The sequence below is a fragment of the Planotetraspora thailandica genome (assembly GCF_016863335.1).
Classification (GTDB): domain Bacteria; phylum Actinomycetota; class Actinomycetes; order Streptosporangiales; family Streptosporangiaceae; genus Planotetraspora; species Planotetraspora thailandica.
In genome coordinates, this window is record NZ_BOOR01000076.1 from 34,818 (window position 1) to 55,376 (window position 20,559).

Sequence of the window (20,559 nt, forward strand, 5' to 3'; positions counted from 1 at the left end):
TTTTCGACCCCGCCGACCTCACGGCACCGTGATGACGATCTTGCCGCGGGTGTGTCGTGAGGCCACCCGCGTGTGGGCGGCGGGCCCTTCGTCCATCGGGTACGCATGGGCGACGTGTACGGCGAGGCGTCCCGCGGCCACGAGTTCGGCGCCGTATTCGAGCGCGGCGGAGTTGTCCGCGGCCGGGTCGAATCGCAGGAGACGAACCCCCTGGTTCTCCGCCGCCGGGTTCACGAGGGTGAGGACGGCGTTCGCATCGCCCGTGATGCGGACCAGTTCCTCGACAGACCCGCGGCCCGCGATGTCGACGGCCGAGTCGACGGGGTGTCCTGTGACCCGCTGAATCCGCTCGGGCAGCCCGGGGCCGTACTCGATCGGGATCGCGCCGAGTTCCTCAAGGAACGGGTGGTTGGGTGTGCTTGCGGTGCCGATGACGCGGGCGCCACGGGCGACCGCACCCACCCCGCCGCCGGCCCCGTCGAGGAGCAGCGTGGTGCCGCTGTGCACGCCCAGCACGTCGAGCGCGCGCACGGCGGTCTCGATTCCGGTGGCCGCACCCCCGGCCTGCGGCCACCTCATGTTGCCCGGCTTGTGCGCCCAGGCGTCGAGCACCGCGTACTCAGCAGTGGTGTTGCCGCGGAAACGGAGACCGAACACCTCGTCGCCGACGCGCACGCCGTGGACCCCGTCGCCGACCTCGTCGACCACCCCCGCCGCGTCCAGGCCGACCACGTACGGCAAAGCCAGCGGTACCCGGTCACGCCACGCTCCGGAGCGAATGGCGTCGTCACCGGGTGAGACCCCCGCCGCGCGTACGGCGATGCGAATCTCGCCGGGGCCGGCGTGTGGTTCCGGAACATCGCCGACGGTCAGGACGTTCGGGTCACCGTACTGGGCGAACAGCAGAGCCTTCATGACGTGCGTTTCGTGATGCCGGGCAGAGACGACAGGCATCGTAGGAACCGAGAACGCGGAGCGGCCATGAACCTGAAGGAAGTGAGAGAGGCGGACGAGGAAGCGTCTCGGAACACGGCTCCCGTCGGCCGCCGCCCGCGCCGCGACGCGGCGCGGAACCGTGAGCGCCTGCTCGGCGCGGCCCGCCGACTGCTGGGACAAGGGGCGGGCGTGTCCGCCCGCGAGCTCGCGCGGGAAGCGGACCTGTCCGTGGCGACCCTCTACCGGCACTTCCCGACCCTGGACGACCTCATCACGGCGGTGTACACCGATCAGACCCTCGCCTGCGACGCCGCGGTCCGGCGAGCGGTGGACGACCCCGACCCGGCGCGCGGTGTCCGGACCTACTTCGAGGACGCGTTCGCCGTGCAGGCCGCTGATCCGCACTTCGTCGCCGTGTTCCGGCGGGCGATGGCGTCGTCACCGGACAGTGGCCGGCGCCGCGAGCGGTTCCGGCGTGATCTCGCCTCACTCGTCGGACGTGCTCGCGAAGAGGGCGTGGTGCGATCGGATCTCACCGTTTCCGATGTGCTGCTCATCCTCGCGGCGAACAGCGGCGTGACCGCGACACGCAGGGAAGACCGGCAGGCGGTGTCACGCCGACTGGCCGACATCGTTTTCGCCGGGATCGGCCTCAGACACGGGTAACCGGCCGGCGTCACGGCAGCCTCCACGGGAGTTCCTGAACTTTCTGGCCGGCCGGATCACATCCCAGCCGACCAGAAGATGCCGTTTCGTCAGGTCAGGCGGGCAAGGGGAAGCTGACGGGGCTGCGGTGCCCGGCCTTGTCGACGGCCCGCACGCCGAAGAAGACGTTGTCCTTGGACAGGTCGATGCTCACTGCTGTGACGTCGCCGACCGGGATGACGTGGGTCCAGTCGGGGCTGGTGGTCTCGCGCCAGACGACTTCGTAGCCGGCGAGGTCGGGTTCGGCGCCGCGGGCCCAGACGAGGTCGGTGTTGTTGGTGAGCTGGTCGGTGCGGACCCTGACGTTCTTGGGCGTCCCGGGGCCCTGGGCCAGCGACCAGAGGGTTGCGGCGTTCACGCGGGCGACCCGGGCGATGTACGGGAAGTCGCAGAATTCGGGGAGGTCGCCGAACTGCTTGCCGCCCTCGACGCGGATGTCCTGGTGCTGGTGGTCGAAGTTCTCGTTGGGTTCGGTGAAGCGGGCGGCGGGATAGCCCTGCTCGAGGAAGCCGATGTGGTCCCCGCCGCGCAGATAACGGTCGCGGCGGTAGATGATCCGTACGTTCATGTCGGTGGCGTCGTTGTCGGCGACGTTCGTGACAAAGCGGGCGAGCTGCCGGGCCGGCGAGTCGTTCTCGCCGCCGACCGAGCGGCGGACGTTCGCCTCCGCGGGGGTCTCGGCGGTGGGCACGCCTTCGGCGAAGAGCCGGACGGTGCGGGGGTCCCGGACGCCGTCGTCGGCGGTGCTGCTGCCGACGATGTCGTTGGTGAACATCGCCTGCACGTCCGCGGAGGCCGCCTTGTACTGCGTCGCCATGTAGCGCGCGCCGTACAGGTTCTGCTCCTCGCCCGCGACGGCGGCGAAGACGATGGTGGCCTTCGGCCGGCGGCCGGCCATGACGCGGGCGAGTTCCATGGCGACGGCCACACCCGAGGCGTCGTCGTTGGCGCCCGGCGCGTCCGCGGTGGCGTTCATGACGTCGGTCACCCGTGAGTCGTAGTGGCCCGACACCACGTATATGCGCTCGGGGGTGACGGAGCCGCGCAAAGTGGCGACGACGTTGGTGATGCGGGTCGGGGTGGGGATCCGGGTGGAGGGCTGCTGGATGTAGGACTGCAGTTCGACGGTCATGCGTCCGCCGGACGCCTCGGCGTACCGGGACATCTCTGCGAAGATCCAGTCGCGGGCGGCGCCGATGCCGCGGTTCGGATCGTCCTGGACGGACAGGGTGTGCCTGGTGCCGAAGCTCACGAGCTTGCGGACGGTGGCCTCGATGCGCCGGTGGTCGATGTCACGCAGCAAGGCACGTAACTCCGCGTCGGGATGCTGCTTGGTCGCGGGTCTGCCGGGACCGGACGACCGGACCGAGTCCGCTGCCGCCGCCGAGCCGTCGAGGGTGACCCCTGCGGTCACCGCGGCCGCGGCCGCGGAGAGGGAGAGGAAAACGCGACGGCTGGCTTTACTTGGGTGTTGAGAATCTTTGTTATCCACACAGCGGGTGTATCCGGACACGGAAACTTTGTCCATAGGGTGATCCTCTGGACGCGCCGGGCGATTTGGGCTTTCCTTTTGATGATCGACGTTGGAAGGAAGCAGATGTCGCCGAAGACGGCCAAGTCCGCATACACGCCCGCCCGCCCTGCCGTCACCGAGAAGGGCAGACGTACGTGGCCCGTCGTCCTCGGCATCGTTCTGGCCTTCGCCGTCGGCGTCCCGGTGGGCCTGGGAATCGCCCATCTGGGGACGAATGATTCGGATCAGGCGGTGGCGGAGATGCAGCGCGCCGAGGCGCACCGCGATGCCGCGCGGATCACCGAGCTGACCACCATGGCGCGCGAGACCAAGCAGGTGGTGAGACCCGTCGTCGACGGTCTGACGCTGGTCGCTCCCGATGACGGATCCGCAGCCTCGCAGGCCACCGCCGCTCAGCTCTCCGAATGGAAAAAGGTGATGGAGCAGGAGCGGCAGCGTTATTCCGAGACGGTCTCGGGCTCCACGGGGACCAACGTCGCCCGGAACGCGCTGGGCGCCGCGGTCAACCTTCTGTCCACCTCGCTGGACACCTACTCGGTGGCGGCCGAGTTGCCGGCGGACCGCAGGCCGGCGGTCATCGAGCTCGCGGCCCGGCAGAGATCGCTCGCGGTCGCCACATGGTCGGTCGCGGCCACGCAACTCGACCAGCTCAACGTGGACTCCGGCAACGGCCACCAGCATGTCTATCTGACCGACGCCGAGAGCGCGGTGATGGACGACGGATTCGAGGAAGGCTCACACGGCTGAACGTGGAGTTCCTTGTCGGGAAAGCTCCGACGTGCGATGACGTGCCGGGAGTACGATACGGGGATCTCTCCGTTTAGGCGCATATCCAGGAGTCGGGAGCAGATGATGGCTCGCAGTGCGGCCACTACCCCCGGGCGCAGAGCCGACTTCGCGCGCAACGCCGGGCTGCTGGTGTCGGCGGCCAAGGAGCTCTTCGACGAGCGCGGCCCCGAGGTCGCGCTGGACGAGATCGCCCGGCGTGCCGGCGTCGGCAACGCCACGCTCTATCGGCATTTCCCCACCCGTCGCGACCTGCTCGTCGCCGTGTACGCGGAGGAGGTCGCCGCCCTCTGCGCGCGGGGGGAGGCGCTGCTCCAGGACACCTCGCCGGTCGAGGCGTTCTTCGAGTGGATGGACGACTTCGTCGTCCACGTCGCCACCAAGCGCGCCCTCGCCTTCGCGGCCACGGAGAGCAGGACGGAACGCCGCACCGAGCAGTTCGACCGCTGGCTCGACTCGATGAGGTCGGCGGCCGGGGGGCTGCTCCTCCGGGCGCAGGAGGACGGTTCGATCCGGCCCGACCTCGTGGTGGACGACCTGATGGCCCTGGTCAACGCGTCGGCCCTGGCCGGCGCCGATCCCTGCCATGCGCGGAGGATGTTGCGGATCGTGCGTCACGGCATCGAGGAGACCCGCACTTCGACGGGCGTCGAAACGACCCGCACCTAACGTGGGAGCCGTGTCGAAAAGCAATCAGATGGACTTCCGCGAGCTGCACCACGGTGATCGGCCCCTCGTGCTGCCCAACGCCTGGGACGTGGGCTCCGCGCTCGCCTTCCTCGACGCCGGCTTCGCGGCGATCGGCACGACCAGCTTCGGCGTCGCCTCCAGTCTGGGCCGCCCGGACGGCGGGCGGTCGACCCGGGAGGCGAACCTCTCGCTCGCCCGGGCGTTGTCGCGGCTTCCTTGCCACGTGAGCGTGGACGTCGAGGACGGTTACGCCGACGAGCCCGACCAGGTCGCGGCGTACGTCGCCGAGCTCGGCGTGGCCGGGATCAACATCGAGGACAGCACCGGGGAAAGGCTGATCTCACCGGACGCGCATGCCGCCAAGGTGGCGGCGATCAAGGCCCGCTGCCCGGGCCTGTTCGTCAACGCCCGCGTCGACACGTACTGGCTCGGGCAGGACGCCACGGTCGAGGCGACACTCGAACGGGCGGCCCGCTATGTCCAGGCGGGGGCCGACGGCGTGTTCGTCCCGGGGGCGTCGGAGCCGTCCGTGCTCCGCGCGCTGGCCGGGGCCGTCGTTGCGCCGCTGAACGTGCTCGCGATCCCCGGGCTTTCGATCGGCGAGCTGGCCGAGCTCGGCGTGCGCCGGGTCAGCACCGGCTCCCTGCCGTATCGCGCCGCGATCGACGCCGCCGCCGAGGCGGCCGGTGCCGTACGTGATGGGCGGGCCGTGCCCGGTGCGACGCCGTACGCGCGGATGCAGGAGCGGCTGCTCCGCCACGCGTCCTGATCGAGTGAAAGGGCCGCCCCCAGACTGACGGAGGCGGCCCTTCGGCGAGTGGTTACGGGATCGCCGGCCTGCCGTACGGACGGTAGAACGTCGCGCGGTTCCACGCCGGGCTCCCGATGTGGGCGGAGACGTTCAGGAGCAGCGAGATCCGCGACGGCGGCGTGGCGAAGCGCGTCGCGGGCACGCAGTCGAACTGCGGGCACGGCACGGTGAAGCACTGCTTCGGCGCGGGCACGCAGACGTAGCCCGCCGGGCAGAGGACGGCCGCGCACGACGTCGTCCCGTACGACGTGCAGGCGGTCCGCGTGTGCAGCGCGGAGTCGGCGGATGCCGCCTGGAGCGACGCCGTGGACAGGCCGAACGCGGCCGCCGCGACCAGCACGAACTTGGTGATCATTCATCCCCCGAGATGATTGGAGCCAACGAAGTCATGATCGCTTGCGCGGGTGCCGATACCAAGGAAGTCCGTTTCCGGAGGCGTGGCGTCGTACGGCTCAGCCCACGACGGAAGCCTGGGCCCGCGTCTCGATCAGGGCCGGCGTGCGCGTGAAGTCACGCGACGACAGTCCACGTCTTCGGCCGCGCGGACGATGATCTCGTCGGAGTCGACGTCGGGGTCGGGTTCGTCCGGCAGGAGTTCCGCGGCTCAGGTAGACCTCCTGTCCGGTCGCGCGGAACTGCCCTCCGGTCAGGGCGAGCGTGCAGACGAGCACGCGGATGCGGTCGAACACATAGTCCAGCCGGCCGCCCAGCACGGTTCCCGCGGTTCACATGGAGACCCACGACCTTTGACGCACGTTCGGCTGAAATCGCCGACGAAAACGTGTGGCTTTTTCAGCTGATCGTCGCGAGGTCGACAATGATCCGTTTGCCGGCGAGTTCGTAGGAGAAAAGCGCAGGTGAGCTGTAGTCGACCCAGATGGCCTCGTAAAACTTCGCACTCTCCCTGGATCCGGGTTTTCCCCGGAATCCAAGATCGCCGGCGCGGCCGGTGGACAGGTCGTAGAGCACCTCGCGGAACTCGCCGCCGGCATGCTTCTCGCGGAGCACGACGAATCGGTCGAGAGCAATTCCGGACAGCACGGATCCCGGAAGAGCCCGCGCGCCCGACCCGTCGCGGTGGCGCACGCCCAGTTGTGACAGGCACCAGGTGACCGCGCACGAGACGCGCTCGCCGGGCTGTGTCACCGCGTCGCGGACCTCTTCCGTGAGCACGTTGACGATTCGCCTGGCGTCGGCCTGCTCAGTCGGGTCGCCACTCACCTGCGGAGGGGAGGCCCAGGGCCACTGGATCAGGTGGAAGTCCGTCGTGCCGGGGAGCATGCGCGGCTCGGCCCCCGACAGCGGTGCCTCGTACACGCCGCCCTGGATGCCGCGTGACCACACGACTCTTCCACCAGTGACGGCGATGTAGTCGATGTCGCCATATTTCATGGTCTGTGGGAATGAGGTGACCTTGCGGGCGACGCCGCCCGTCGCGGGAGCCGTCCAGATGGCCAGTTCACCCATGACCTGGCCCCACGAGACGGTCCACCACACCAGGTGACCCTCTCCCGCCACGACGGGAGAGGTGAAGTCGGTCTTCGGAGGCGGCACGAAGTCGACGAGCTTCCTCGCCTTTCGCGATTCGAGGTCGTAGGACCAGTAGACGGGCCGGCTCGCGCTGTTCCCCTTGCCAGCGCGCGCCAGGATCGTGTGGCCGTCGAGGAAGACCTCGGGGCGGAACGTTTGGTGGTTCGGCAACGTCATCGGAGCTGTATGCACCGCATCGGGCCACATCTTCCCCAGCGGCGGCGCGGGACTGGCGGGTGCGGGAGCGTCGGGCGTGCGGTTCGGCGGTACGGTCGACTGCACGCTGGTCGTCGGCGACGGGGTCAGGTGTGGTCTCAGGGTGTGCACCAGGACGGCCGTCCCGGCCACTGACACGGCCACGGCCGCCGCGGCGGCCAAAGCGAACCAGCGGCGGCGGGGGCGAGCCCGGTGGTGCGGGAGAAAACGTTCGGGCGCGGGCGGCGGCTCTTCGGCTGCCATCTCGGAGAAGGTCTCCCGCAGAAGATCTTCGATGTTCATCCGGACCCCCTTACTGTGCTCAGCTCGGGTGAGACCTTTTTGAGCCGTTCCAAAGAGCGGTGAATCTGGCTGCGCACAGATCCGACGCCGATTCCCAGCACGCTGGAAATCTCGGTTTCCGACATGTCCTCGAAATAGCGCAACACCAGAATGGTCCGCTGCCGCGGCGTCAACCGGGCCAGAGCCGTACGCATCGCCTGGCGGAGTTCCACGGCGTCTTCGTGTCCGCGGTCGGCGACCTCGGGTGGAGAATCAGTCGGCACCTCGTGAAAACCCCGGAATCGGCGGCGCCACGAACTCACCTGCTCGTTGTACATGACCCGGCGCACATAGCCTTCGACCGCTTCGGGGTCGCGAATCGTGTCCCATTTAGCGGCCGTTTTGGCCAGGGCTGTCTGCACCAGGTCTTCGGCGGCCCAGCGATCACCGGTGAGCAAATACGCCGTACGGAACAGCGCGGCCGACGTGCCGACGACGAAGCGGCGAAAGTCCGTCTCGAATTCCGGATCCACCTGGCCTCCTTGCTGTCTCGTCAGGCAAGGACGCGGCCGAGACGCAGATCTATGCCTTCGCCGCGAAAACGATTTGTCGGTCCCGCCGCACGAAACCACAATGAACGCCATGGCATCCTCGGTGCGGCATGTGACGGTCGACTGCGCGGACGCGTACAAGCTGGGCGCCTTCTGGGCAGAGGTGCTCGGAGGCGCGCTCGGGGACGACGACTTCCCCGGCGATCCCGAGGCGGTGGTCACGGCCCCGGGCATCGCGTTGCTGTTCATCACGGTGCCGGAGCCCAAGGCCGTCAAGAACCGGATCCACCTGGACCTTCAGCCGCGCGACCGCACCCGCGACGAGGAGGTCGACCGGCTCCTCGCCCTGGGAGCCACCTTGGTGGCCGACCATCGGCGTCCCGACGGCACGGGATGGGCGACGCTCGCCGACATCGAGGGCAACGAGTTCTGCGTCGAGCGCAGCGCCGCAGAACGCGCCTGAAGGCGACCGGCGTCAGTCCTCGTCGAGGAACAGGGCGGCGAGGCGGGGAAGGCGGCGGCGCGTCTCGTCCTCGTCGTGCATACTCCAGCCTTCTCCCGACGGACGCCGCGGCCGGTCCATGGCCCGCACCCCGGCCTCCACGGCCGCGTCGAACGAGTCCGTCTCGCCCGTGGCGAGCTTGTAGGCCGATCGGGCCGCGTAGGACACGTCCTCGCATCCGATCCAGCCGCTCTCGTCCTCACTCATGCGCACCACGACGGGAAGACCCGCCAGCGAGTCGGGGTCGGCGACGGCCCGCGTGAAAGTCTCCCGGCCCAGCAGGATGAGCCCGGACCGGAAGTCCATGAAGCCGTCGTCTCCGCAGCCTCCCTCGATGAGGTCGGCGGCAATCCACAGCGGCCGCGTGTAGGCCGAGTCGCAGACCCTCGTCAGCAGCAGGTCGAACGCGATGATCTCGGCGGGGTCCAGCGCCGCGAGCAGGTCGGTCAGAGCTTGGGGCAGCGGGTCGTCGGGCGGGTCCCTGTCATCGGCTCGGTCGCCGGCGACCGCTCGTGCCCGTTCGATCAACGCCCACCAGGCATCCGTCTCCACGCCGGTGACAATAGTGGGCGCATCCCTGCATTGACCGCGTGTGCCGATAAATCCATTATCTATGGATGATCGACGATGATGTGCGGGTATGGCGGCGCTCGGTTCCCAAAATGGTGCTGGTTCTGCTGGCGTGCATTCTGTTCGTCGTGTTCGGAGCCCTCATGGGGCTGGGCCTTCTGGGCGAGAGCGACGGGCTCTTCGCCCGGGTCGTCGGCTGGATGGCGGTGCTGCTGGGCGTCGTCGCGGCCTCCAAGTGGCTCCGGCAGCTTTGGGCGGGCGACCCCGTCGTCGTCGCCGTAGGGCCGGAAGGCATCCATGACCGGCGGCTCTCGGCGCAGCCGATCCCCTGGGACGACATCGACGGAATCGCGGTCCACCAGGTGCGGCGCACCCGCTTCCTCATCCTCCGCATGACTCCGGAGGCCGTGCGACGACACGTGCACTCGGCGCCCTCGAAGCTGGGCACCCGGATGTACGGCGGGCCGGGCATCGCCACGATCGGCCTCGACCGCTCCTTCGACGAGCTGGTGGCGGCCGTCTCGAAATGGCTGCCTCAAAACGAGGTCAGGTGACGTCTCGCTTGGACACCGACCACGTGTCGCATGCTTCCGGCTTGCCGGAGCGGTAGCCCCTCCCGAGCCAGCGCATCTGGGTGGACAGCTTGCCGTGGTCGCGGACCCAGGCCCCGTCGAGGGCGTAGCCCGTGTACAGCGACCGATAATCCCACCACGACGGCATCTCGCCGCCCATGCCGCTGATGGCGACGCCGGCGAAGCACTCGGCCTGAAGCTCCACCCGCCTGCTCAGCACGTCCGCGTCCGACTTCGGGGCTACGCCCGCCGCACTCTCTTCGTAATCGAGGATGTTGATCATGTGCTGCACGTGGTGGCCGTACTCGTGGGCGACCACCTCGGACGCCCACGGCGCCGCGTCCGGACGCAGGGCCGTACGGGCGGCCAGCACGTAGTAGGTCTTCGTGCCGCCGCAGTAGGTGCCGTCGGCGCCCTTGGCGGGCATCATGCCGCACTTGGGGTCACGCACCCGGCGCTGGATGAACTTCCGTTCCGGGGGCGAGTAGTAGATCTTCGCGGCCCTGAATTCGCTCGTCCAGATGCGGTCGAGGCAGGCGGAGACCGCCGTCATGTACTTCTTCATGGACGTGAAGCTGCCGGATTTGATCGACGGCACGTCGCAGTGGGCCTTGGCCTTCGGCGCGGTGTAGAGCGGGCTGTCGGTCCCCGCCGTGAGGCCGGTGGGCAGGGAGACCAGGTCGAGTTCCTTAGCCGCCGACGAAGGAGACGGGGAGCCGGCCGGGGACGTACGGGCGGCCTTCAGGGGCACGCGGTCGGGCTGTCCGGAACGTTCCACCTGGCCGGAGAACATGCCGGGAGAGCAGGCGGTCAGGAAGGCGCAGCTGACAAGTAAGAGCCGGGAGGGTCGGCGCATATTTACTTATTTTACCCGCTATTTACGCAAACTGATCTGATCACTGATCGTCAACGGCGTCACAACCCCCGCAGTGACGGCTCGCCCGGAAGGCCGACCCGGTCGGGGACGACCTTGGGCAACCCGCGCAGCCACCCCTCCAGATCCGCGGGCCACCACCGGCCGGCGGCCAGATGGCCGAGCGTCTCCGCCACCGACGCCACGGCGGCAGGTGCGGGCGCCACCCGGGTCGGCGCCGCTCCCGCGAGCACGCCGAGCCACCAGTGCCGTCGCGTGGGCGCCAGGTCGTCGGGGTCGAGCACGACGTAGTAGTCCGGCAGGATGAGACGCTCCGACCGGAGCCCGGCCAGAGCCGTCTCGATCGCGACCTCCAGGCCGCCGGTGGGGGCGTTGCCGTCGAAGAAGTCCACCCAGGCGCCGCCGACCTCGGCCAGCGGATCGGCGTCGTGCACCACGTACGTCGCCGAGGCCCGGCTCACCGACTCGGTCACCTCGGCCGCCGGGCGCTCGCCCCGGAGGATCGCCCTGACGTTGTGCAGGCCGTCGAGTCCGGAGACCACCTCGGCCGCCCGATCTCCCGCCACCACGACCACAGTGCTGCCCAGTCGTCGCATGAACCGCAGTCTATGCGGCCATACCGGCCGTTCTAAGCCGGCGCAGGGTCCAGCCGTGTCCCTCCGGGTCGAGGGACCGGGTGGCCTCAGTGAAGAGCCCGGCAGCCTGGCGGTAGGAGAGCCGGCCCCGCCCGGTGATCGGGCACCGGTCGCGGGCCGCCGCGTCCGCGCCCGGCCGCCGGCTCGTCAGGAAGAGCGGCCCCTCCGTGCGGCCGGCCAGAAGAAGGGGGAGCAGCCGAGCCGATTCCGCCCCCCACCGGATGGCGGGATCCCTGCGCACCCGCCGCCTGATCAGGTCGAGATCGTCGGCGTTCAGGGCGAGCACCCGCTCGATCGGGGAGGCGGTCTCGTACAGCAGGTGCCAGCACGCCTGCTCGCGAAGTGGCGCAGGGAGTGCGAACACCTCCGCCACCTGGGCCAGGGTGAGCGTGGAAGGCGCGGAAGGCGGCGTGGCGGGCGGGCGCACTCCCTTCAGCGGATCGGCGTCGATCCAGCCCCGCATCCGCCACCAGGAGATCGCGCCGCGCAGGATGGACAGTTCCCTGCTCACGGTGCGCGGATCGGCCGTGGCGGCCCGCCGTACGAGGGCGTCCTGCACGCGCTGCCCGGCGTCCGGGGCGTCGAGCAGCGCCATCGGCACGATGGGCGCGGCGGCTCCCCGGCGTTCCCTGCCGCCCGGCGGAGTCCTCGCGACGAGCGCCCACGCCCAGGTGGCCAGTGCGATGCGGTAGACGCGCCGGGAGGCTTCACTCAGGCGCAGCGCCGCGAGATAGTGCTCGACCGCCACGGCGTATTCCACGGGGGCAGGAAATGACGCCATCCATTGCTCTTTCCGCAGTAAATGAACGGCTCCAGGGAAGCGTGCGGCGAGTATAACCCGCCAGTTCTGTACGACAAGGGGGGCGTCGGAATCGCTATGCAGTAAAGGGACTCAACCTTCTTGAGCCGAAATCTTGAACCGGCCCCTCGTGGCCCCGCAGGGTGATGAGGCATGGCGAAGATCCGGCGGCTGGCCGCCCTGAGACACCGCGACCTCAGGTTGTTCTTCATCGGGGAGTCGGCATCCCTGCTGGGGTCGTCGATGGCGACGGTCGCGGTGACCTTCGCCGTGCTCGACGGGGGAGGAACCGAGGCCGACCTCGGCGCCGTGATGGCGGCGCGCATCGTCCCCATGGTGATCTTGATGCTTGTGGGCGGGGCGGTCGCCGACCGGTTCGGGCCCCGCCGCGTCATGGTCGCCGCCGACCTGCTGCGCTGCGCCGTGCAGGCTGTGCTGGCGGCGCTGCTGCTGACCGGACGGCCGGCCGTCTGGACGTTCATGGTGCTGCTCGCCATGTGGGGGGCGGGCGAGTCGTTCTACGCCCCCGCCCGCGGCGCGCTCATCCCGGGGATCGCCGCCGCGGGAGAGCCGTACGAGGGGAAGCTGCGCGACGCCAACGCGCTGGCCGGCATGGCCGGGTCGCTCGCATCGGTCGCGGGCCCGGCCCTGGCCGGGGTCGCTGTCGCGACGGCGGGCTCCGGCGTGGTGGTCGCGGTCGACGCGGCCACCTACGTGGTCAGCGCCACGGCGCTGCTCGCCCTGCGCGTTCGCGGCGGCTCCCCCGCGCGTGCCGGAAGCGGGAGGGCGGCACTGCGCGAAGGCTGGGCGCAGTTCCGGTCGAGGACCTGGCTGTGGGTGACGACGTTGCAGTTCACGCTGTTCAACCTGCTCGTGTGGGCGCCGTTCCTCGTGCTCGGGCCCGTCGTGGCGCACGAGCGTCTCGGCGGCGCCCGCGACTGGGGGCTGATCATGGCGCTCTACGGCACCGGCGCGGTGGTGGGCGGCCTGGCGTCGCTGGGCGGCCGGAACCCGCGCAGGCCGCTCGTCGTCGCGACCATCGCCACGGCGGGCTGGGCGTTTCCGTCGGCCGCCCTCGCCGCAGGCCTCCCCGCCGTGCCCGTGGCAGGCGCCGCGTTCGTCGCCGGCATCGGCGCGGCCGTCTCCGGCACGCTCTACGCGACCACCGACCAGCGGTATGTTCCGGCCGAGGTCATGGCCAGGATCACTTCGTTCACCACCGTGGGCGCGTTCGCTCTCGGGCCGCTCGGCCTGGCCACGGCGGGCCCGGTGGCCGCCCTGGTCGGCACGGCGGCCGTGCTGGGATTCGGGGCCGCCTGGCAGCTTGCCACCGGCCTGCTCGTCCTCGCCGTGCCGGATGTGCGGCGAATCGGGTGAGAGGCCTGGCATACGATCGGCGGCGTGCTGGTCATGACGCTCGCCGCCTACCCTGACGGGCCCTCGCTGCCCGCCTCCGACGACGCCGACGCCCTGAGGGTGGCGGCGGAGGCGTTTCCGCCCACCAAGCCCGAGCCGGTGGTCGCCGTCGGCGACGACGGGCGGGTGCGGTTCCTGCGCCGCGACGTGACGGGCACGTTCGTCTCCGTCCAGGAACGGCCCGCGGTCGCCGAGGCGCTTGACCTGCTCCCTCATCCCGAGGGCGGATGGTTCAGGGAGACCTGGCGCACGTCTGTCTCCTTCGAACCTCCCGGGTACGGCGGCGCCCGGCAGAGCGCCACCGGCATCTACTTCCTCCTGAACCCGGGTGAGGAGTCCGTCTGGCATGCCGTACGGTCCGACGAGGTGTGGTTCTGGCACCGCGGCGGCCCGCTGAGGCTCGTGCTCGGAGGTACGGGGGAGCGCCCCGGCGACGAACAGGTGATCACACTCGGTCCCGATGTGGAGAACGGCCAGGTCCCCCAGGCGCTCGTCCCCGCGGGCACATGGCAGGCGGCCAGGCCGGCGGGTGACGAGGGCGTGCTCGTCAGCTGCGTCGTCTCCCCTGGCTTCGATTTCGCCGACTTCACCGCCTGACCGTCAGGCCAGGGCGGGCTCGGCGGCGGGTTCGGCACCGGTCTCCGGCAGGTGCGGCTCCTCCTCCGCGATCGGTTGCACCATCATGCCGAGCAGTGTCGTCGCCGCGGCGCTGCCGAGGCCGATCGTCCAGGCCAGCGGGCCCAGCGGACGGCATCCGAAGAACCCGCTCACGCCCGGCACAGTGACGATCAGCCACAACACTGCGAGAGACGCGAGGGCGGCCGCCAGGACCACCTTGTCCTTGCCGCCGCCGGCCAGGGTCTGCATCAGCTGGGCGGAGACGAGCGCGACCAGCCCGATCGTGTCCGCGCGGCCCCGGGTGCCGGTCACCCGCCCCACGATCCACGCTGCCGTCGCGGCCGTCGCCGTGACCGCGGCGCGCAGATAGATGTCCCGGGTCAGCGAGGCGCCGAGCGAGGCCTCCGGCCCTTCGGCCAGGAGCTTCTCCGGATCGGTCGCCGTCGGGGCCCGGGTGGCGACCGCCATGGCCGGGACCATGTCGGTGAGCATGTTGACCAGGAGGAGCTGGCGCGCGTTGAGCGCGCTGCGCCCTGCCAGCAGGTTCGACCCCACCGTGAACACGATCTCCCCGACGTTGCCGCCCAGCAGCACGCTCAGCGAGTCGCGGACCGACCTCCACATCGCCCGGCCTTCGACGATGGCGTCGACGATCGTCTCGATGCGGTCGTCGGTCACCACCAGGTCGGCCGCCCCGCGTGCGGCGGGCGTCGCGCGCGTCCCCAGGGCGATGCCCACGTCGGCCGTGCGGATGGCCGGAGCGTCGTTGGCGCCGTCGCCCGTGACGGCGACCACTTCACCCGCCCGGCGCAGGCAGGTGACGATGCGGGCCTTGTGCGCAGGCGTGGCCCGCGCGAAGACCGCCACGTCGGGCAGCACCTTCGTCAGCGTCTCGTCGTCGAGCGCGTCCAGCTCGGGCCCGCTCATGATGCGCCGGCCGTTCAAGGCGTTGAGCTCGGCCGCGATGGCCTCGGCCGTGCTGGGATGGTCGCCGGTCACCATCACGATCCGCACGCCGGCGCGGACGAGCCGCTTGACGCTCTCGGCCGCCGTGCCGCGCACCGGATCGGCCAGGCCGAGGAAGCCCAGGAAGCACAGGTTGTCGATGCGCGACTCGTCCAGGTCGCTGCGGTCGGACGCCGGGCGCTGCGCGACCGCGAGCACGCGGTACCCCTGCCGCGCGAGGCGGTCGACCTCGCCTTCGAGCCGCCGCCTGACCGTGTCGTCACACGGCACCATCTGCGCGTCTTCCAGCACATGCGTGCAATGGGTCAGCACGATCTCCGGCGCGCCCTTCACGCTGAGCAGGTGCCCCGACTCCGTAAGGCCGAGCACCGCGTGATAGCCGCGCCCCGGCTCGAACGGCAGCTCGTCGACGCGCTTCCACCTCGCGAGGCCCTCCTCGGGGGTGACGCCCATCCGCTGGGCGCCCTCGACGACCGCGCGGTCGGTCGGATGGGCGATGATCCTTCCGCCGCCCGTCCTGGGGGAGGCGCGCACGGCGGCCGCCACGATCCGCTTCAGCTCCGTGGGCAGGTCGTCGGCGGTTTCGCCGGCCCTGCCGTCCGACACGTAACGCAGGCTGATGCGTCCCTCGGTCAGCGTGCCCGTCTTGTCGAAGCACAGCACGTTGACCCGGCCGAGCGCCTCGATCGTGGAAGGGTTGCGCACCAGCGCCGCACGCTTCGACAGGCGGCGGGCCGCCGCCAACTCGGCGACCGTGGCGACGAACGGAAGCCCCTCAGGGACGGCCGCGACGGTGAGGCTCACCGCCGGGGTGAGCGCGGACTCCACCGGACGGCCGCGCAGCATGTCCGTCACCAGCAGGAAGAACCCGGACGCTATTGATACGGGAAGGATGCGGCTGCTCAGCTCGCGCAGCCTCAGCTCCACACCCGTCTCCGGGCTCGGCCGCCGGGCGAGCAGCCCGCTGCGCCCTGACTCCGTCATGTCGCCGGTGGCGACGACCACCGCGCGGCCGCTGCCGGCGGCGACGGTCGTGCCCTGGTAGACCATCGAGCTGCGGTCGGCCACGGCGGCGGCGACGGTCGGCGCGGCCGTCTTCGTGACCAGCTGTGACTCGCCCGTGAGCGTCGACTCGTCGACCTCCAGCCCGACCGCCCTGATGACGCGCGCGTCGGCGGGGACGGCGTCGCCCGCGCGCAGCTCGATGACGTCGCCAGGAGCGAGATCCTCGGTGGCCGCGTCCACGGTCCCGTCCGGACGGCGCAGCCGTACGCGCACCTCGGTGGCCTCGGTGAGACGTAGCAGCGCCCGATCGGCCCGGGACCGCTGTACTCCGCCCAGGAACGCGTTGATCAGCATCACGCTGCCGATGAGCACGGAGTCGAGAACCGACCCGACGAGGGCGGAGATGCCCGCTCCCGCCGCCAATGCGGGGGTGAGCGGGTTGGCCAGCTCGTCGACCGTCGTGTCGAGCACCGAGCGTGGCCCCCGCGGCTCCTCCTCGCCCGCCTCACCCCGGCGGCGTACGGCTTCCGCCTCGCCGATGCCCTCCGACGAGGACCGCAGCCGGGCGAGCACCTCCTTGGCCGACATGGCATGCCATGGCGTCGTGTCGGCGCGCAGCGGCGCGGGAACACGCCCGGCGGTCTGGCCGGCCCATTCGCCCATGACGACAGCCGTGGCCGAGGCGCCGGCGCTCACGAGCTGGGCCCTGCGCAGGGACGTGGCCTCCGGCCCCGCGATCGCCAGCAGCCCGCCGACCACGCCCGCCACCGCGCCGAGCCGTACGCCGTTGCGGCTCACCGACAACGCCTTCGGCACACACGTCAGCAGCAGGTGCGCTCCGTGGAGCTCCGCCACGACGTCGGCGTCCCACGGCACGGGACTCGACTCGTCCGTCACACCGATCCCGATGTCGGCCTGAGCCAGCCCCTGGCGCGAGCCGCGCGACACCACGACCACGCAGTGGCCCTCGGCCTGCAGGCCGTGCACGAAGCTCCCCAGCTCGTGTCCGCCGGGGACGAGACGCTCAATCCCGAGCCTGTGCGCGAGGCCCTCGTCGTCTCCGGCGAGCATCACGGTGCCCGCGGCCCTGGCCGCCGCGACCAGGGCCTCGGCCATCAGGTCGATCTCGCGGGACAGTCCGGCGACGGCGATCAGGCGTCCCGCGCGGCTCACCCCGAGCGCGAGCAGCCCTCTGTGTCTCCAGTCGCGGGCCTCCGCCGACAGGTGCCTTTCCAGGTCGGCGATCGGCGCGACGGACAGGCCGTCCTCTCCCGCCGGAGTCGTCGTCGTGGGATCGGTGAAGTCGACCAGCGTGTAGAGCCGCGCGTAGAGCTCGCCGGTGTCCATGCCGTCGCCGACGGGCACGAGCCGGTCGATCGTCCAGGAGCCGGTCGTGATGCTGTCGGAGTCCAGGATCACCGTGTCGACGCGGTCCAGATGACGCAGCGCGCCCCCGTCCAGCACGACCGTGTCCCGCTGCCCGAGCGCACGCACGACGGCGCCGGAGAAGGAGTCGCGGCTGAGGTAGGCGATCTTGGGGGTCCCCGAGATCAGGATGGACATAGGCCGCTGGCCTCTGCCCGCGATCATCCGCGTGACGGTGTAGGCCCCGACCGTCACCGGGCTGGCGATGTCGGCATACCGCTCGATGGGGCCGTGAGGCAACGGACACGGCCGCTCACGCGAGGGCGTCAGGATGTGGCGGTACGCCCCGACCCGGTCGGCCAGCTGCTCTTCCAGCCGCTCCCAGGCGTGCCGGCCCGCCCGCGCCTCCACATATCGGGCGGTAGAGGAGATCGACTGCACCAGCAGGCCGATCGGGCGCAGCGTCAGCGTCTGCGTGATGAGGGTAGCCGAGGTGAACATCGCGTTTGTGGCGTGCTTGCCCAGACGCTGGTTGAGCTTCTCGCGCAGGACCGGGGTCGAGTTCGCCAGGTGGAGCAGGGCGGGTACGGCCACGGGCAGCCGGGGAAGCCGCGCCGCCCTCCCCGCGAAGACCAGCCCGATGCCCGACACGCCGGCGGCCAGGCGGATGGTGGCGCGCAGGTGCTCGTCTCGCGGCTTGACCGGCTTGTGCCTGGCCCGCTCCTCCTGCTCGTCCAACTCCTCGGTGATCGCCAGCAATTCGTCCTGGTCGACCTTGTCCGGGTCGCAACCCACGAAGACCGAGCCCAGCCGGCCGTTGACCTCGGCCCGCTCCACGCCGGTGACGGCGCACAACCGCCTCTCCAGCCGGCGGGCCGCGCGTTCCGTGCCGGGGGCACCGATGCCGTGCAGGTCGATCCGCAGGCCGGCGGGGCACGGTCTCACCTGGCGAGGACATGGGACGACGTCCCTGAGAGGGTCGGGAAGAACGCCCCGAAGCAACGTCGCGGCCGTCGTCAGCACATGGGTCAGGAGCATCCGGTCGCCCGCATGTCAGTCATAACCCCTCCTTGCAAGGAGCCAAGGGGGGTCAAGCGTGCTCAGGCTCTGTGTGTGCTTGAAACGGCGTCCTTCCTACCTTTTCCTCCATCCGGCGCTTCAGAAACGCACACCATCAGGATTCGGGCAGGTGGCGGGGGAGATCAGGAGACGGAGAAGGTGGACCACGCGAGCAGGCCCAGCATGCGCGCCAGATTCGGCTGGACGTTGCGAAGCCTGACCTGTTCGTCGGACAACGACGCCAGGCTCCGCAGGCCGTACAGGTCGATGAACGCCAGGCCGCCGACGTCGACGACCGGGCAACGTCGTCCGTCCAGTGCCGGTAGCAGTGCCTTGACCATGGCGTCGCTGTTCGTGACGTCGATCTCGCCGGTCACCCTGATCTGATCGCAGCCCGAGGTTCGGATGTCGAGCCGTTCGTCGGCATAGAGAATGTCGGGCGCCGGCCCAGAATTAAGGCTGATCATGGAAGAGTTCCGCCTTCCTGTAGAGGGGCGGACCCCTTCGAGCATCATCGCCCGAGATGACGCCTGTCAACCGGCCGGAGACGAGGTTCTCCGTACGCTCTGGTCACGACTTGCGTGCCACGCCTCCCACGAACGTGTGATAGGTGATGCCCTGCTGCGGAACGTCGCCGGGATCGGGCCGCCACTCCGCGAGCGGGACGAGTCCCGGCTCGACCAACTCCAGGTCGCCGAAGTAGGCGGTGATCTCGTCGTGCGTGCGCCAACGCCCGGTGCCGAGATTCTCGTTGAACAGCCTTTCGGCGGCCGCGGCCTGCTCGGCCACCTCCGGATGGCGTTCGCCCGGGTTGTGGAAATGCGAGATCGCGAGATGACTGCCGGACGGCACGGCGTCACGGAAGCGCGCGACCGTGCCTCCGGGGTTCTCGTCGTCGTTCAGGTGATGCACGATCGCGAACAGCAGCAGGCCGACCGGCTCGCGAAAGTCGATGAGCCGCCTGACCTCGGGGTGATCGAGGATCGAGCCGGGATCACGGATGTCCGCCTCGATGACCGTCGTCTGCTCGTCTTTGGCCAGGATCGCCCTGCCATGGGCAAGGACGATCGGGTCGATGTCGGCGTACACCGTGCGCGCCTCGGGAGTGATCTCCTGCGCGATCTCATGGACGTTCCCCTGGGTCGGCAGGCCCGAGCCGATGTCGAGGAACTGCCGGATGCCGGCCTCTTTCGTCAGGTAGCGGACGACTCGCTTCAGGAAGTCCCTGTTCGACCGTGCGGCCGCCGGCGCGTCGGGTGCGATCTGCAGGGCCATCTCGGCCACCTGGCGGTCGACGGCGAAGTTGTCCTTGCCGCCCAGCATGAAGTCGTAGACCCGCGAAATGCTCGGTTTCGTGGTGTCGACCTGGTCGTTCTGGGTTCCGGCTTCAGGATCCGCGTCCGACATTGGCTCGTCCTTGGTCGATGTTCGGGAGCGATGGTCGAGATCACCATAAATTGCGATCTATTCGGCGGGAACGCGATCTGCGGCGAGGCGGGTCTTCCGTGCGCCGAACGGAGCTTGTCGTCTGGGGTCACAACGGATAGAAATTCTGTTCGATATCTGTAGTCGGACGGTTACTGTGCGTGGGAGTATTCAGACACAGTTTCGATCCGGGGCTCTTGAGGGGAGGCGGACGTGGCCGATCAGCGCAGGCGTCCGTCTCCTGCCTCTGGCGAACCTCTTGCTGGTCCTGAGTGGTGGGCGGAGGTGCGGGAACGGGCCCGGGCGTGGTCGTCGGACGGCAGTTCGGCGTTGAGCTCTCCGTCGGGGATCAAAGAGTGGTGGAAGGCCACGCTCGCGGAGAATGCACCCACGCTTTCTGCGCCGCCTGAACCCGCACAGCCGGGTACCGGACACCTTGCCTCCGTGGGCTGTGGCGAGCCGTCCGCCGCCGACGCTGTCAGGCTCACGCGAGAGGCGTCGTCCGAGCCCGCGTCAGGGGCTTCGGCCGAGCCGCCCATTAGCGCGGAGGCCGGAACAAAGAGTGCGGCAGAGCGCGGGGCGGCGCGGGAAGCATCCGATGGGTCGCCTGCCGGGGAGGGTTCCTCTGCCGTGCGCGATGAGCAAGGGCCTCCCTCGAAACCGCGCACCGCGCACAACTCGACCGAACCGTCAGGCTCCGCCCGGCCTGCTGCGTCGTCTGGTGAGTTGGTGG

The 20,559-nt window shown here is 70.1% G+C and carries 20 protein-coding genes; 8 read left to right on the plus strand and 12 right to left on the minus strand.

What is annotated here, in order from left to right:
* Positions 1-18 precede the first annotated feature (18 nt).
* A complete protein-coding gene (locus Pth03_RS36785) occupies positions 19-915 on the minus strand; it encodes an NADP-dependent oxidoreductase (RefSeq protein ID WP_203949112.1) in 897 nt (298 codons plus the stop codon).
* Positions 916-981: 66 nt separating this feature from the next.
* On the opposite strand from Pth03_RS36785, the gene Pth03_RS36790 reads away from it, so the two are divergent.
* Positions 982-1,602, plus strand: a complete 621-nt coding sequence (locus Pth03_RS36790; protein WP_203949113.1) for a TetR/AcrR family transcriptional regulator — start codon at positions 982-984, stop codon at positions 1,600-1,602.
* A 94-nt stretch (positions 1,603-1,696) separates the two neighbouring features.
* On the opposite strand, the gene Pth03_RS36795 is transcribed toward Pth03_RS36790, so the two are convergent.
* Positions 1,697-3,055: a M20/M25/M40 family metallo-hydrolase gene (locus Pth03_RS36795; RefSeq protein WP_203949114.1), complete on the minus strand. Its 1,359-nt coding sequence runs from the start codon at positions 3,053-3,055 to the stop codon at positions 1,697-1,699.
* A 183-nt stretch (positions 3,056-3,238) separates the two neighbouring features.
* On the opposite strand from Pth03_RS36795, the gene Pth03_RS36800 reads away from it, so the two are divergent.
* The 3 genes from Pth03_RS36800 to Pth03_RS36810 all read left to right on the plus strand — a co-directional run bounded on the left by Pth03_RS36800 (position 3,239) and on the right by Pth03_RS36810 (position 5,420).
* Complete coding sequence (locus Pth03_RS36800) at positions 3,239-3,922, plus strand: hypothetical protein (protein ID WP_203949115.1); 684 nt, start codon at positions 3,239-3,241, stop codon at positions 3,920-3,922.
* A 102-nt stretch (positions 3,923-4,024) separates the two neighbouring features.
* Positions 4,025-4,630: a TetR/AcrR family transcriptional regulator gene (locus tag Pth03_RS36805; RefSeq protein WP_203949116.1), complete on the plus strand. Its 606-nt coding sequence runs from the start codon at positions 4,025-4,027 to the stop codon at positions 4,628-4,630.
* A gap of 10 nt (positions 4,631-4,640) precedes the next feature.
* Entirely contained in the window at positions 4,641-5,420 is a 780-nt protein-coding gene (locus Pth03_RS36810) for an isocitrate lyase/PEP mutase family protein (protein ID WP_239119654.1), read from the plus strand.
* 52 nt (positions 5,421-5,472) lie between these two features.
* Here Pth03_RS36810 and Pth03_RS36815 read toward each other — a convergent pair whose 3' ends face one another.
* The 3 genes from Pth03_RS36815 to Pth03_RS36825 all read right to left on the minus strand — a co-directional run bounded on the left by Pth03_RS36815 (position 5,473) and on the right by Pth03_RS36825 (position 8,002).
* Entirely contained in the window at positions 5,473-5,817 is a 345-nt protein-coding gene (locus Pth03_RS36815; protein WP_203949117.1) for a hypothetical protein, read from the minus strand.
* Between the two features lie 437 nt (positions 5,818-6,254).
* The gene (locus Pth03_RS36820) at positions 6,255-7,490 is read right to left on the minus strand and encodes a hypothetical protein (protein WP_203949118.1); all 1,236 of its coding nucleotides are present in this window, start codon (positions 7,488-7,490) and stop codon (positions 6,255-6,257) included.
* Positions 7,487-8,002: a SigE family RNA polymerase sigma factor gene (locus tag Pth03_RS36825; RefSeq protein WP_203949119.1), complete on the minus strand. Its 516-nt coding sequence runs from the start codon at positions 8,000-8,002 to the stop codon at positions 7,487-7,489. The genes Pth03_RS36820 and Pth03_RS36825 overlap by 4 nt, the downstream gene beginning before the upstream one ends.
* A gap of 109 nt (positions 8,003-8,111) precedes the next feature.
* Here Pth03_RS36825 and Pth03_RS36830 point away from each other — a divergent pair, with 109 nt between their 5' ends.
* Positions 8,112-8,483, plus strand: coding sequence for a VOC family protein (locus Pth03_RS36830; protein WP_203949120.1), 372 nt, complete (start codon positions 8,112-8,114; stop codon positions 8,481-8,483).
* A gap of 12 nt (positions 8,484-8,495) precedes the next feature.
* Here Pth03_RS36830 and Pth03_RS36835 read toward each other — a convergent pair whose 3' ends face one another.
* The gene (locus Pth03_RS36835) at positions 8,496-9,074 is read right to left on the minus strand and encodes a DUF4240 domain-containing protein (protein ID WP_203949121.1); all 579 of its coding nucleotides are present in this window, start codon (positions 9,072-9,074) and stop codon (positions 8,496-8,498) included.
* 65 nt (positions 9,075-9,139) lie between these two features.
* Here Pth03_RS36835 and Pth03_RS36840 point away from each other — a divergent pair, with 65 nt between their 5' ends.
* Positions 9,140-9,646: an STM3941 family protein gene (locus tag Pth03_RS36840; protein WP_203949122.1), complete on the plus strand. Its 507-nt coding sequence runs from the start codon at positions 9,140-9,142 to the stop codon at positions 9,644-9,646.
* On the opposite strand, the gene Pth03_RS36845 is transcribed toward Pth03_RS36840, so the two are convergent.
* From Pth03_RS36845 to Pth03_RS36855, 3 genes are read right to left on the minus strand one after another with little or no spacing between them, the layout of a single operon-like run.
* Positions 9,639-10,520 (minus strand): neutral zinc metallopeptidase, encoded by an 882-nt coding sequence (locus Pth03_RS36845; protein WP_203949123.1) that lies wholly within the window; start codon positions 10,518-10,520, stop codon positions 9,639-9,641. The genes Pth03_RS36840 and Pth03_RS36845 overlap by 8 nt on opposite strands.
* A gap of 59 nt (positions 10,521-10,579) precedes the next feature.
* Positions 10,580-11,134: a hypothetical protein gene (locus tag Pth03_RS36850; protein ID WP_203949124.1), complete on the minus strand. Its 555-nt coding sequence runs from the start codon at positions 11,132-11,134 to the stop codon at positions 10,580-10,582.
* A gap of 10 nt (positions 11,135-11,144) precedes the next feature.
* Positions 11,145-11,954 carry a site-specific recombinase gene (locus Pth03_RS36855; protein ID WP_203949125.1) on the minus strand — a complete coding sequence of 270 codons (810 nt, stop codon included), beginning with the start codon at positions 11,952-11,954 and terminating at the stop codon, positions 11,145-11,147.
* A gap of 171 nt (positions 11,955-12,125) precedes the next feature.
* Between Pth03_RS36855 and Pth03_RS36860 the strand changes: the two genes are divergently transcribed.
* The gene (locus Pth03_RS36860; protein ID WP_203949126.1) at positions 12,126-13,349 is read left to right on the plus strand and encodes an MFS transporter; all 1,224 of its coding nucleotides are present in this window, start codon (positions 12,126-12,128) and stop codon (positions 13,347-13,349) included.
* Positions 13,350-13,382: 33 nt separating this feature from the next.
* Positions 13,383-13,985, plus strand: coding sequence for a cupin domain-containing protein (locus Pth03_RS36865; protein ID WP_203949135.1), 603 nt, complete (start codon positions 13,383-13,385; stop codon positions 13,983-13,985).
* 3 nt (positions 13,986-13,988) lie between these two features.
* On the opposite strand, the gene Pth03_RS36870 is transcribed toward Pth03_RS36865, so the two are convergent.
* The 3 genes from Pth03_RS36870 to Pth03_RS36880 form a co-directional block, all read right to left on the minus strand.
* Complete coding sequence (locus tag Pth03_RS36870; RefSeq protein WP_239119655.1) at positions 13,989-18,287, minus strand: cation-translocating P-type ATPase; 4,299 nt, start codon at positions 18,285-18,287, stop codon at positions 13,989-13,991.
* A 257-nt stretch (positions 18,288-18,544) separates the two neighbouring features.
* Positions 18,545-18,868 carry an STAS domain-containing protein gene (locus Pth03_RS36875; protein WP_203949128.1) on the minus strand — a complete coding sequence of 108 codons (324 nt, stop codon included), beginning with the start codon at positions 18,866-18,868 and terminating at the stop codon, positions 18,545-18,547.
* A 103-nt stretch (positions 18,869-18,971) separates the two neighbouring features.
* The gene (locus tag Pth03_RS36880) at positions 18,972-19,808 is read right to left on the minus strand and encodes an SAM-dependent methyltransferase (RefSeq protein ID WP_203949129.1); all 837 of its coding nucleotides are present in this window, start codon (positions 19,806-19,808) and stop codon (positions 18,972-18,974) included.
* Between the last annotated feature and the right edge of the window lie 751 nt (positions 19,809-20,559).